The following is a 12,639-nucleotide window of genomic DNA, read 5'->3' on the forward strand; positions in this document are numbered from 1 at the left end:
GCCCACAGGCACGACACCCGCCCGATCCCGGTGTGATCGAGCGGGCGTCGCACCGCATCAGACCGCGGTCTGCTTCTCTGACGCAAGCGGTGCCGACCCGCCTTGCGCAGCCGGTTCAACAGCCTTGCCGCGCAGCGGAACTTCCTCGATGAACCAGGAGATCACGAAGCCGAGCGCACAGATCACCGAGGCGGCCAGGAAGACATTCCCGACGCCGGAGGCGAAGGCTGCCAGATATCCGGGACCGTCGGCGGGCGCATGCCCCTGAAGTGCCCTGGTGAACAGGGATCCGAAGGCCGCGACACCGATTGATCCGCCGAGGGTGCGGAACAGGGTGACCGCGCCGGATGCCGCGCCGATATGCGATATCGCCACGCTGTTCTGCGCGATGGCGGTGGACAGCTGCATCGAGAAGCCGAGTCCGGCTCCCATCAGCGCCATCGCGAATCCCGTTGCCAGCCGCCCGGTTTCGGCATCGACGGTGGCCAGCAGTACGGCACCCGCGGTGAGGAACACCCCGCCGAGAATGAAGAAGATCTTGTACTTTCCGGTGGCGGTCATCCGCTTGCCGACGATCTGGGACACGATGAGCAGGGGGATCATCATCGGCAGCAGCAGCAATCCGGAGTTGGCCGCCGAGGCACCCTGCACCGTCTGCTGGAACAGCGGCAGATACAGCACCGATCCGAACATGATCACACCACCGACCAGTGCCGTCAGCGCGGCCAGGGTCAGATTGCGGGCACGGAAGATCTCCAGCGGAATCACCGGATCGGCGGCCCGGCGCTCGATGACGAGGAATGCGGCAAGAGTGGCCACCGCGAGCACGGCGAGTCCGATGATCCGGGCCGAGAGCCAGGCGTAGTCGACACCGCCCCAGGTCGCGATCAGCACCAGCGCGGCGATCGCGATGGCGAGCGTGCAGATGCCCGCGTAGTCGATGGTTACCTTCCTGCGCGCGACCGGAAGCTCGAGCCGCCACCACGACCAGGCGAAGGCCACCAGGCCCAGCGGGATATTGATGTAGAAGGCCCACCGCCAGTCGAGTCCGTCGGTGATAACACCGCCGAGCAGCGGTCCGCCGATGGTGCCGATGGCCATCGTGGTGGCGGTCATGCCCTGGTACTTCCCGCGTTCGCGCGGCGGGACCAGCGCGCCGATGAGGGCGAACGCGGTGACGGCGATACCGCCCGCGCCGAGCCCCTGCAGTGCGCGGAATCCGATCAGCGCCGACATCGACCACGATGCACCCGCCAGCACCGAACCGATCAGGAATACGCCGATAGCACTGAGGAATACGGTCTTTCGGCGGTAGAGGTCGCCGAGCTTCGCCCATACCGGCGTCGAGATCGCCGATAGCAGGGTGTACGCGGTCACCACCCAGGCGACCTGGGACAGTCCGCCCAATTCACGCACGATCGTCGGCATCGCGGTGCCGACGATCGCGTTGTCCAGCATTGCCAGCAGCATTGCCAGCAGCACCCCGGCCAGCACCAATCGGATCGATCGCGTTGGCGCGGTTCTCATTTCGGTCATTTCTGCGGACATGACCGCTCACCTCCTTCGGACTTGTCATCGGCAATCCGGACCGCCGACCGATCCAGAAAAGCATAGCCGCTACAAAAGTACAACTGCTCCGACTTTGGTGCAGATAGCCGAATCGAGTAGGGTCGGCAATATGACCGCGACGACCGGACGCCGTGAGCGCAAGAAGGCCCAGACGCGCCAGGCCCTGGCCGACGCCGCGATGCAGCTGTTCACCGAACGCGGCTATGACAATGTCGGCGTCCGGGAGGTCGCCGAGGCGGCAGACGTATCACTGAGCACGCTGTTCAAACATTTCCCCAGCAAGGAATCGTTGGTCTTCGACCTGGACGCAGATGTCGAGGCCGATCTGGTCGCGGCCGTCCGCGATCGCCCCTCGGGACAACCGGTCATGCACGCGCTGCGCGACTATCTGATGCGCAGTCGCACCGCGCGCAGCGATGATCCCGGCATCGTCGCCTTCCATCGCCTCATCGACTCGACGCCAGCACTGCGCGAATACGCACACCAGATGCTGCTGCGGCACGAGTCCGCGCTGGCGGCCGCAATCGCCGAGGCGACCGGCAAACCGGATGGGGATCTCGCCGCCGCGGGATTGGCCCACTTCGCCCTGGAAAGCTCCAAAGTCGCCAGTACACGGGAGGATCCGCCGCGCGCGCTCCGAGAGCTGTTCGACCTGCTCGAACACGGCTGGGGCACGGACGCCGCCGGCCAGTGACTTGCGGCGGCACGAAACCCTTTGGGCACCAAGCACATCGCAAGCACACTTCGCGACAATGCCCGCCGACGGCCACGGCGCAGTAGCCGGTGCCACATCGAAGCCGTGTCGCGCGCTGATACGCCGTGACGGAATGACCAACTTCGAGCAGTGAGTCGGGCGCGGCGAGTTGATGACGCCCAGCCGGAGCGCTCGACCGCAGAACCGCCGACGATCGGGCCGCTGCGGACCAGGTAGGCGCAGACCGGCCCGCACGTTCCGACTCCACACCGATACGCCCTGAGCCAACGCACCTCCGCGCTTGCCGCAGCATTCCTGCAGACATCGCACGCTTGGATCGCCCATCGGCGTCCAGCCAGCATTCATCACATTTCAGCTAACAGAAGGCTACCGAACCGAACCGGGCGGCGGCCGAGGGGAATCCACGCATCGGCAGCAACCGGTTGACGCATAGATCTAGCGCTGCTAGATTCTCTATCGACGCTAAACACGAAGAACGGAAGCCATCATGATCACCACCGCCATTCAGATCATCGCCATCGCCTCGGTCCTCGCGAACGCCGTCGTCTACGGCACCGACGCCTGTTTCGCGCTGATCACGCGTTCGGTGTACGACAAGCTGGACGACCGGACCGTGACCATCTCGGCGGGATGGGGCCATTACTACGGCGATCGCCGGATGCCGATCGTCGGCATCGGCGGCGTGGTGACCGCCGTCGCGGCAACGCTGCTCGCGGCCATCGGCGGTCACGTCTCGGCGGCGATCGCGGCGGGTATCGCCGTCATCGCGCTGGTGACCTGGCTCGGGATCTACGTTCGGGTCGCGAAGCCGGTGAACACCCAGCAGACGGCCGCCGCGAAATCCGGCATCATCCCGTCGAATGCGCGTGCGCTGCAGGATAAGTGGAACAGCGTCATCAACGGCCGGGTCGCCCTTCAGTTCATTGCCGTCGGCGCACTCTGCGCCGCCATCGCCCTTGCCTGATGCTGCTCATCGAAACCCTGTGTCGAACGCACATCGGATGTGCGGTCGACACAGGGTTTCGCTGGCATGTGGCCATCTCGAAATGTGTTGTCTAGCGGATGATCTGGTCGATCAGCAGGCGCGCGGCTCGGTCGGTGCGTTCGACGTCACCGGTGATCAGCCGATCCTGAATAATGCCGCGCAGACCCGAAATCAATAGCGTGGCAACGGCTTCCGGATCGTCAATGGTGGTCTCGATCCGACACAGCGCATCGGTGAGTGTGCCGACGAAGGTCGCGATCGCAGCATTCGCGTATTCGCCATAGGGGCTCCCCGGCGCACACGCCGCGCCCAGTACTTGCAGCAGCACGCGCCCACTCGTCGTGGCCTCCCCCGCGAGATTCACCGAGCAGAATGCGCCGAGCCGCTCGCGCAGCGCCGCCGCATCGGTGACATCGGCGAAGATGGCGGGGATATCCGGGCGCTGCGTGGTGAGCGCCTGGACCAGCAGCTCCTCCTTAGTTTTGAAGTAGTGGATCAGCATGCGGGAGCTGGTGCCGAGTTCGGCGGCGAGCGGGCGCAGCGACAGATCGCCGAGGCCGTGTTCGGCGATGTATTCGACGACACCGGCCAGCAGATCGGCGCGTTTCGCGTGGTCGAGGGGGCGGGCCATGAGTTGACTGTAGCGATTGGTACAGGTATCCATGACATCGTGACTGTAACAATCGCTTCAGAAACTCGACCGTCGGTCGTGGTCACCGCGGTCGCCGCGACCACATCGATTGCCGATGACATCGACGCGACCTGGTCCGGCCTGCTCGCCGGACGCAGTGGTATCGGCAGGCTCACCGACGATTTCGTCGCCGAATACGATCTGCCGGTCCGCATCGGCGGCAAGTTGACCTCGCATCCGGGCGCCGAACTCACCCGCGTCGAACAGCGACGCCACTCCTATGTCGAGCAGATGGCCCTGGTGCTCGGCCGCCAGGTGTGGCGCAATGCGGGCTCACCCGAGGTCGAGGGCGAACGGCTCGCGGTGGTCATCGGCACCGGCCTCGGCGGTGGCGATGCGCTGATCAACGCCGTCGACTCGATGCGCGACGGCGGCTACCGCAAGGTGTCGCCGATGTCGGTGCCGATGGTGATGCCGAACGGCCCGGCCGCCACGGTCGGCCTCGAGATCGGCGCAAAGGCCGGGGTCTTTGCGCCGGTCTCGGCCTGTTCGTCCGGTTCGGAGGCGATCGCGCACGCGTGGCGGCTGATCAGCACCGGCGAGGCCGATGTCGTGGTCGCGGGCGGCGTCGAGGGTCATATCGATGCGGTGCCGATCGCGAGTTTCGCGATGATGCGCGCGATGAGCACCCGCAATGACGAACCGGAGCGGGCGTCGCGGCCATTCGATCGGGATCGGGACGGCTTCGTTTTCGGCGAGGCCGGTGCATTGCTGGTGCTGGAATCCGAGCGGCATGCGCGGGCGCGCGGCGCGCGGATGCATGGGCGCGTACTCGGCGCGGGGATCACCTCCGACGCCTACCACATCGTCGCCTCGGAGCCGGACGGCATCGGTGCGGCCCGCGCTATGCGCAAGGCGATAAGTACTGCCGGACTTCAGGTTTCGGATATTCAGCACGTCAATGCGCATGCCACCTCGACATCGATCGGCGATGCGTCGGAGGCCAATGCCATCACCGCCGTCACACCCGAGGCATCGGTCTACGCACCCAAATCCGCACTCGGCCATTCGATCGGCGCGGTCGGGGCGCTCGAATCCATCCTCACCATGCTGACGCTGCGCGACCAGATCGTCCCGCCCACACTGAATCTCGACAATCGCGATCTGGAGATCGACCTCGATATCGTCGCGGGCGCGCCCCGCGAGCAGCGCATCGACTTCGCCCTCAATAACTCCTTCGGCTTCGGCGGCCACAATGTCGCCCTCGCCTTCGGCCGGGCGTAGTGACGCCCAGCCGGTTACCGGGGAGTAGCGTCGTAGCAGAATCGTTAACCGGACGAACAATTCCCCGGGCAGCTTTGATGGGACAACGACGTGGCCGACGCTTTCTACACACCGGATCCGACGAATCCGAATCGGTTCGTCTCAACCGAGCTCACCCGCGGTCCGTGGTCACCGGACGCCCAGCACGCCGGACCGCCCTCCGCGCTGCTCGGGTATGCGATCGAGCGCTGTGAGCCGCGGGCCGGATTCCAGGTCGGGCGGGTCGCGGTGGAGATTCTCGGCCCGATTCCGCTGGAGCCGCTGACGGTGGCGGCGCGGGTGGCCCGCCCCGGCCGCAGCGTCGAACTGATCGAGGCGACCCTGTCCACCGATCGCGGGCCGGTGCTGCGGGCGAATGCCTGGCGCTTCAAACTCGCCGAGCCGGAACTCGAACTGCCCGAACAGATTCTGCCGACCGGTGCGCGCCCCGGCCCCGATCAGGGTGCGCCGTCCCCGTTTCCCTCGGATCAGCCGGTCGGCTTCCACACCGGCATCGACTACCACTTCGTCACCGGCTCATTCGGCGAACCCGGCCCGGCGATCTGCTGGATCCGGCTGCGGTATCCGATCGTCGCCGGAACCATCCCCAGTCCACTGGAACGCACACTCGCGGCGGCGGATTCGGGCAATGGCGTCAGCTCGGTGCTGGACTGGTCCCGGTACCTGTTCATCAATACCGATCTCACGGTCACCCTGCACCGGCAGCCGGTCGGCGAATGGGTCTGCCTGGACGCCGTCACCTATCCGCAACCACACGGCATCGGCCTGGCGGAGTCGGCACTGTTCGATGAAAAGGGCCCACTCGGCCGCAGCACCCAAACTCTGTTCCTCGGACCGCGCTAGCGTCCGCGCGGGCCGAAGTTCGCGGCCTGCGCAGATGCTCGGCGCACGCCGTCGAATCGGATTGCGCAGCAGCTGAGACTGCGGCCACACGGCACAAACTTCGCAGGTGGAGACCAACGGTCGGCCTGTTGCTGAGCAATCGCCGCATGTGAAACCATAAAAGTGATTCGGTCGACCCAAGAACTCTGATGACTGGACACCCGGCAGCAAACCGCGCACCGCGGACACCGGGCCCGGCGACCGACACCACTCGCGCAATGGTTTCCGGTCCGGGTCTTGCTGGTTTATGTGCCCTGCTCGGGCTGCTTCCGATCGCGCCGCTGCTGGCCTGGGCGTACGCGCCGGGACCTTTCCGAATCTGGCTCTGGACGCCTGCGCGCAGCGCCCCGGACGCGGGAAGGAGTTGAATCCGATGCGTTTCCGACTGAACCCGGACCAACTCGCCGCGGCCCTGTCCATCGCTGAGGTGCAGCCGGGGCCGCGCTCCACGCTGCCGGTGCAGACCCCGCCGACCGACCCAGCGGCGGCGCTGCAGGACACCGGACTGCTCGAAGATGACGGCCGACTCATCGGACCGACGATGCGAGCGTTGCGAATCGCCGCCGATCCCGCCCGCACCGTCGTCATCACCGCCAACCGCGCCGGACAGGCCAGCTGGAAGTCGGCGCTGCTGCTGCACGGGGACGAAAACGACACCTTCGTCATGCAGGCCGGGACCGGCGACGACGGCTTCGATTTCGCCGTCGTGCCCACGCTCGCCCAGGCCACCGTGCTGGTGGACGAACTGCTCGATCTCACCTCCTACGGCCCCGGAGCCTCATCGCCCCCCATCGACCTCGATCTCATCGCATTCGCCGCCCTGCTCGCCGCCACCGACACGGCGCAAGAGGCCCGCCTGGCCGGGGGCCTGGGTCGAAAGGTCACACCCGGACCGCCCGAACTGCGGGCGCTCGAACTGGAGGAGCAACTCGCCAAGGGGCTCGCCAGCGGCGACACCCGTTGGGCCCTGCCCGCCGCCCAGGGGGCCGCACCGGTGTCACTCGCGGCCGCGGCCGGTCGGATGACCGAGGGGCTGGCCAGGCTGGCCCTGCTGGGCCTGGTCCGACTGGAGGCGCTCGGCAGCTACCGATTCACCCACGCCGGGACCGCGGTGGCGCGGACGTTCGGTCAGCTATTGACGACGGGCAGCATTGCCGTGTTCACCGGTGCGGCAGCGGAACGGACCGCACTCGCCCATTTCACGGTGTTCCGATCGACGTTCACGACGCGGTTCGCGTTCTGGAGCGAGCTGGCGGCGCGAAACCCGCGCGTGGAATTGTTCGAGACCACAGCGGAAGTCGCACTGCGTCTGGTGCACGACGTGCTCGATCCTGCCGTGGTCACGTTCGCCGGTGGCACCGCGGCATTCGACGCGGCCTCGGCCCCCACGGAGGCCGTACCGGTGGTCGAGCGCGGCGGCGCAGCGGCGTGGTATCCGACCCACCAGGTGCCCGATAACGGCATGCCCGCCTGGGCCACACCCGACCCGTCCCAACCACCCGTCGCGCACATCGATCCCGGCGTCGAACTCCAGATCCTCGAACGCGCCGGCGACTGGGCACATATCGCCTGCAATAACGGCTGGACCGGCTGGGTAGACGGCCGCGCCGTCGAACCCCTCGCGGCCCCCGCCGCAGCACCCTGGTACCCCACCCACCGGGTTCCCGAGGGCGGAATGGCCGCGTGGGCTTCGCCGGATCCGAGATTCGGACCCATCACCAGCATTGATCCCGGCGTCGAACTCCAGATCCTCCAACGCGCCGGCGACTGGGCACATATCGCCTGCAACAACGGCTGGACCGCATGGGTCGACGGCCGCGCGATCCAACCCCTGACACTGCCCCCCACCGCGCCAACGACATCCACCGACAACAGGCGCGTCTGATGTCTCAGCACGAGTCGGACAGTGCGTGAAATGGAAAGGGGCCGAACGCATCAGGGGCGGGTCGAGATCTGCTGAACCGCCCAGCCGTTGCCGTCCGGATCGCTGAAGAAGCAGAAGCCGACATTGTCGAGCGGGTCGGGCATCGGGGTCGGGTTCGTGCCGAGGACCTGGACATCGCCGACCTCGACACCGCGTTCGACCAATTCGGCGTGGGCCTTGTGGATATCGGGGACGACGAGCTGCAGGCCCTGTATCGAGCCCGGTTCCATCTTCGGAACCGCGCCCTTGCCGATCACGATGGAGCAGCCGGAACCGGGCGGGGTCAGCTGGACGATACGCATATCGTCGCCGACCGCGGTGTCGTGGTCGAGAACGAAACCCAGTTTGTTCGAGTAGAAGTCCTTGGCCCGGTCGATATCGGATACCGGCACGATCACGACCTCGAGCGTCCAGTTCATTGCACATCCCTTCGCTGCGGCGGACAGGTCCATTCGTAACAGTGCAGACGGCGCGCCGCGGCCGAATTCATCGGCGCTACGCGCGCGGCTGCCAGCGCCAGGCGAATTCACCCGGCTGCGGCGCCGGACCCGGCAGCTCGCCCTTTCCCGAAAGACCCGCGACCAGCATGGCCAGCACCCGCCTGCGCAGCTGGGCGGTGCGGAGCTGATCCGGCATGGCGATGGCCGCGCACGACTCCAGGATGAGACCGAGATCGTTGGCATTGACATCCGCGCGCAGCCGACCGGAGGCATGCGCCCGCCGCACCAGTTCCTCGGTGACCTCACCCGAATGCGTGATGTCCGGAAGCATCGAGTCCTCCGGGGTGAAGGTACCCGCCAGATGCACGGCCAGCGAGTGCACGTCGGCGTCGACCACCCGTTCCAGGAATCCGACCAAACCGCGCCAGCCATCCGAATCCTCCAGTGCGGCATCGGCTTCCGCGTTGTAGCGGCGCAGGCCCTCATGGCAGAGAGTGCGCAGCAGCACCTCCTTGCTCGGATAGCGGCGATAGAGGGCGCTGATCCCGACACCCGCGCGTTCGGCGACGGCGGCGATCGGCGCATTGGCATCGGCCAGGAAGACCGCGCGGGCGGCCTCCAGGATGAGTCCGTCATTGCGGGCGGCCTGGGCCTTGCGTCCTGGCAGACCCTTCTGAGCTGGGGCGTTGGATGTTTTCGGCATGGGTTCAGATTAGCACTTGAAACGGAATGATCCGTTCTGTTACTGTTCAAACAGAACGAAGCATTCCGTTTCACAAGGAGTAGAGATGACCGCCATCACCCCCTTCACCATCAACATCGACCAGGCCGAGCTGGACGACCTGCAGGACCGGCTGGCCCGCACCCGCTGGGCGGATCAGATCCCCGGGTCGGACGACACCTACGGGGTGAGCGTCGAGCGCGTGCGGCATCTGGTGAACTACTGGCGCGACGGATTCGACTGGCGCGCGGTCGAGGCGAAGCTCAATGCGTACCCGCAGTTCACCACCGAGATCGACGGGCAGAACATCCACTTCCTGCATATCGAGTCCCAGCGGGACAACAGCTTTCCGCTGATCCTGACCCACGGCTGGCCGGGCACCTTCGTCGAATTCCTCGGTGTCATCGAGCCGTTGACCGCGGCCGGATTCGATCTGGTGATCCCGTCGGTGCCGGGCTACGGATTCTCCGGTCCGACAACCGAATCCGGCTGGAACGATCAGCGCATCGGCAAGGCTTGGGCCGAGCTCATGCGGCGGCTCGGGTACACCAAGTACGGTGCGGTCGGCAATGACGGTGGCGCGCAGATCTCGCCCGAACTCGGTCGAGTCGCGCCGGAAAATGTTGTCGCCATTCAGGTTTCGCAGGTGTACTCGTTCCCGTCGGGTGATCCGTCGGAACTGGCCGATCTGACCGAGGACGAGCAGCAGTCACTGGCGACGCTGGATTGGTTCGTCAAGAACAAGATGGGCTTCAATATCCTGCAGTCGCAGCAGCCGCAGACGCTGGCGCACGCGCTGATGGATTCGCCGACCGGCCTGGTCGGCTGGAACAGCCAACTGCTGGGTCCGGATCTGGACGATGAGTTCGTGCTGACCAATATCGCGATCCACTGGCTCACCGGCACCGCGGGTTCGGCCATCCGGCACTACTTCGAGAAGGCCAGGGCGCAGCAGCCGACCGAGCCGACCACGGTGCCGCTCGCGCTGTCCGGATCCAATGGCGACTTCCACGGAATCCGCCGGTTCGCCGACCGCGATCACAGCAACATCGTGTCGTGGCGCACCCACGACGTCTACACCCACTACCTGCACCACGTCGCCCCCGCGCTGATGGCCGGCGAGATCACCGAATTCTTCGCGCAGTACCGCTGACGCCCGATGCCGGTTCCGTGCGGCACCTCGCGTCCCCGTACGGTGCCGCACGGACATTGCCTTCCGATCGACCAGGGAGATTGCCGTGACCGCTATCCGCCCCTTAACCATCGACATTCCCCGGGCCGAGCTCGACGACCTGAACGACCGGCTCCGACGCACGCTGTGGCCGGACGAACTGCCGGGTGGCAGCTGACAGGAAACCGCTGGGCATCGGCCCGCGTTCGACACACGCCGAACGCGGGCCGATGCGCGTAGACCCACTCTTATGTCCGCGAGACTCACGGCCATGGTTCGTCTCGCTCTCCGTTGATGTACTGGATTCACCAACAGCTCAACAGCTTTCAGGAAACCCCCGCGATGCGAGCGTCAGGGCCTGCGTAACCGCGTAGGGCCCGGGAGCATCGCGCATTCAACAAGGAGAGAACAATGCGGATCGCAGTCTTCGGAGCAACCAGCACCGTCGGTCGTCTGGTCGTCGAGCAGGCGCTCGAACAGGGGCATGAGGTCACCGCCTTCACCCGCAATGCGGCCAGCGTCGGGCAGCGGCATGAGCGGCTGCACATTGTCGAGGGCAATGTGCTGGATACGAATTCGGTCGAGCGGGCGGTCGTCGGTCAGGACGCGGTGCTGATCTCGCTCGGCGCGGGCCGCAAGGGCGTCATCCGGGCCGAGGGCACCCGCGCGGTCATCGAGGCGATGAACCGGACCGGCGTCAAGCGCCTGATCTGCCAGACCACCCTCGGAGTCGGTGACAGCGAGGGCAACCTGAACTTCCTCTGGAAGTACGTGATGTTCGGGATGCTGCTGCGCCAGGCCTATGCCGACCATGTCACGCAGGAGGAATACGTCCGCGCCAGCAATCTGGACTGGACCATCGTCCGCCCGAGCGCCTTCACCGACGGCCCCCGCACCGACGCCTTCCGTCGCGGCTTCGGCACCGAGGAAAAGGGCCTGTCGCTGAAGATCGCCCGTGCCGATATCGCGGCGTTCATGCTCGAACAACTCACCGACGCCACCTACACCCACCGGGCCCCCGGCATCTCCAACTGAGCCACGATGCCGCTCGAACTCAGCAGGTTCCCCCAATCGACCAGCAACCCACGCCCCGATCCGGTGCGTGGGTTGCTGGCGCTCAGTGGTGGTTGTGGAGTTCACCCCAGGTGGGGAACGGGTCGGGGTAGGTGGACCAGGCGGTCGGGCCAGCGGCGAATTCGGCGTCGGTCAAGACCGCGGCATCGAGGAGTCGGCGAATCTCGTCGAGGTCGAGTTTCACGCCGATGAAGACGATTTCCTGGCCCGCGGGGACTTCGAGGGCGGACCACCAGGTGGCGGGCTCGAAGGTCAGGTTGGGACCGGCCTGGGACCAGATGGCGGCGAGCTCGGGGCGGGTGGCCAGCCAGCAGAAACCCTTGCTGCGCAAGATGCCGCGGAGTCGGGCGAGGGCATCGGCCAGGCGTTCGGGATGGAAGGGCCGCTCGGCGGTGTAGGTGAGGCTGCGGATGCCGTATTCCTCGGTTTCGGGGGTGTGGCCGCCGGCGAGTTCCTCGGCCCAGCCCTCGGATTCGGCGGCGACGACCGGGTTGTAGCGGCCGGTGGCGAGGACTTCCGCGAGATCCACCACACCCTTTTCGGTGCGCAGCACATGGGCGCGCGGATTGAGCCGCCGCACCGTCGCTTCCACGGTTCCGACGGCATTCGCGCTGACCAGGTCGGTCTTGTTGATCAGCAGCACGTCCGCGAATTCCACCTGGTCGACCAGCAAATCGGCGATGGTGCGCGTATCCCCCTCGCCCGCTTGCAGATTCCGTTCGGCGAGTGCCTGGCCGCGAGCGATCTCGGCGAGGAAGGTCGAGGCGTCCACCACTGTGACCATGGTGTCGAGGCGGGCGATATCACCGAGTTTGAAACCGTCCTCGAACTCCCAGTCGAAGGTCGCGGCCACCGGCATCGGTTCGGAGATCCCGGTGGATTCGATGACCAGTTGATCGAAGCGACCAGCCCTGGCGAGCCTGCCGACCGCTTCGATCAGATCTTCGCGCAGGGTGCAACAGATACAGCCGTTGGTCAGCTCGACCAACTTCTCCTCGGTGCGGTCGAGCTGACCCTGCCCCGCGACGAGCGCGGCATCGATATTGACCTCGCTCATGTCATTGACGATGACCGCGACGCGGCGGCCGTCCCGATTGGCCAGGATGTGGTTGAGCAGGGTCGTCTTGCCCGCGCCGAGGAAGCCGGAGAGCACGGTCACGGGCAGCAGATCAGGAGGCGATGCAGTGGTCACGCATTAATGATA

At 66.2% G+C, this 12,639-nt stretch carries 12 protein-coding genes; 7 read left to right on the forward strand and 5 right to left on the reverse strand.

What is annotated here, in order from left to right:
* Window positions 1-57: 57 nt before the first annotated feature.
* Window positions 58-1,548 carry an MDR family MFS transporter gene (locus ACWEO2_RS08565; RefSeq protein WP_452404740.1) on the reverse strand — a complete coding sequence of 497 codons (1,491 nt, stop codon included), beginning with the start codon at window positions 1,546-1,548 and terminating at the stop codon, window positions 58-60.
* 130 nt (window positions 1,549-1,678) lie between these two features.
* Between ACWEO2_RS08565 and ACWEO2_RS08570 the strand changes: the two genes are divergently transcribed.
* Window positions 1,679-2,263 carry a TetR/AcrR family transcriptional regulator gene (locus ACWEO2_RS08570; protein WP_354955482.1) on the forward strand — a complete coding sequence of 195 codons (585 nt, stop codon included), beginning with the start codon at window positions 1,679-1,681 and terminating at the stop codon, window positions 2,261-2,263.
* 508 nt (window positions 2,264-2,771) lie between these two features.
* Window positions 2,772-3,248 carry a DUF1772 domain-containing protein gene (locus ACWEO2_RS08575; RefSeq protein ID WP_452404741.1) on the forward strand — a complete coding sequence of 159 codons (477 nt, stop codon included), beginning with the start codon at window positions 2,772-2,774 and terminating at the stop codon, window positions 3,246-3,248.
* Window positions 3,249-3,339: 91 nt separating this feature from the next.
* Here ACWEO2_RS08575 and ACWEO2_RS08580 read toward each other — a convergent pair whose 3' ends face one another.
* Window positions 3,340-3,900: a TetR/AcrR family transcriptional regulator gene (locus tag ACWEO2_RS08580; RefSeq protein WP_452404742.1), complete on the reverse strand. Its 561-nt coding sequence runs from the start codon at window positions 3,898-3,900 to the stop codon at window positions 3,340-3,342.
* 39 nt (window positions 3,901-3,939) lie between these two features.
* Here ACWEO2_RS08580 and ACWEO2_RS08585 point away from each other — a divergent pair, with 39 nt between their 5' ends.
* The 3 genes from ACWEO2_RS08585 (at window position 3,940) to ACWEO2_RS08595 (ending at window position 7,990) form a co-directional block, all read left to right on the forward strand.
* A complete protein-coding gene (locus ACWEO2_RS08585; protein ID WP_452404743.1) occupies window positions 3,940-5,184 on the forward strand; it encodes a KasA/KasB family beta-ketoacyl-ACP synthase in 1,245 nt (414 codons plus the stop codon).
* A 90-nt stretch (window positions 5,185-5,274) separates the two neighbouring features.
* On the forward strand, window positions 5,275-6,066 hold the full coding sequence (locus tag ACWEO2_RS08590) for a thioesterase family protein (RefSeq protein ID WP_452404744.1): 792 nt from the start codon (window positions 5,275-5,277) through the stop codon (window positions 6,064-6,066).
* 412 nt (window positions 6,067-6,478) lie between these two features.
* Complete coding sequence (locus tag ACWEO2_RS08595; protein ID WP_452404745.1) at window positions 6,479-7,990, forward strand: SH3 domain-containing protein; 1,512 nt, start codon at window positions 6,479-6,481, stop codon at window positions 7,988-7,990.
* Window positions 7,991-8,040: 50 nt separating this feature from the next.
* Here ACWEO2_RS08595 and ACWEO2_RS08600 read toward each other — a convergent pair whose 3' ends face one another.
* Together ACWEO2_RS08600 and ACWEO2_RS08605 are read right to left on the reverse strand one after the other, a co-directional pair.
* Entirely contained in the window at window positions 8,041-8,448 is a 408-nt protein-coding gene (locus ACWEO2_RS08600; protein WP_452404746.1) for a VOC family protein, read from the reverse strand.
* Between the two features lie 76 nt (window positions 8,449-8,524).
* Window positions 8,525-9,172, reverse strand: coding sequence for a TetR/AcrR family transcriptional regulator (locus tag ACWEO2_RS08605; protein WP_452404747.1), 648 nt, complete (start codon window positions 9,170-9,172; stop codon window positions 8,525-8,527).
* 85 nt (window positions 9,173-9,257) lie between these two features.
* On the opposite strand from ACWEO2_RS08605, the gene ACWEO2_RS08610 reads away from it, so the two are divergent.
* Both ACWEO2_RS08610 and ACWEO2_RS08615 read left to right on the forward strand, forming a co-directional pair.
* Window positions 9,258-10,343: an epoxide hydrolase family protein gene (locus ACWEO2_RS08610; RefSeq protein ID WP_452404748.1), complete on the forward strand. Its 1,086-nt coding sequence runs from the start codon at window positions 9,258-9,260 to the stop codon at window positions 10,341-10,343.
* Between the two features lie 429 nt (window positions 10,344-10,772).
* Entirely contained in the window at window positions 10,773-11,396 is a 624-nt protein-coding gene (locus ACWEO2_RS08615) for an NAD(P)-dependent oxidoreductase (protein ID WP_452404749.1), read from the forward strand.
* An 82-nt stretch (window positions 11,397-11,478) separates the two neighbouring features.
* On the opposite strand, the gene ACWEO2_RS08620 is transcribed toward ACWEO2_RS08615, so the two are convergent.
* Window positions 11,479-12,627: a GTP-binding protein gene (locus ACWEO2_RS08620; RefSeq protein ID WP_452404750.1), complete on the reverse strand. Its 1,149-nt coding sequence runs from the start codon at window positions 12,625-12,627 to the stop codon at window positions 11,479-11,481.
* Window positions 12,628-12,639 lie beyond the last annotated feature (12 nt).

This window comes from Nocardia sp. NPDC004278 (assembly GCF_053602975.1).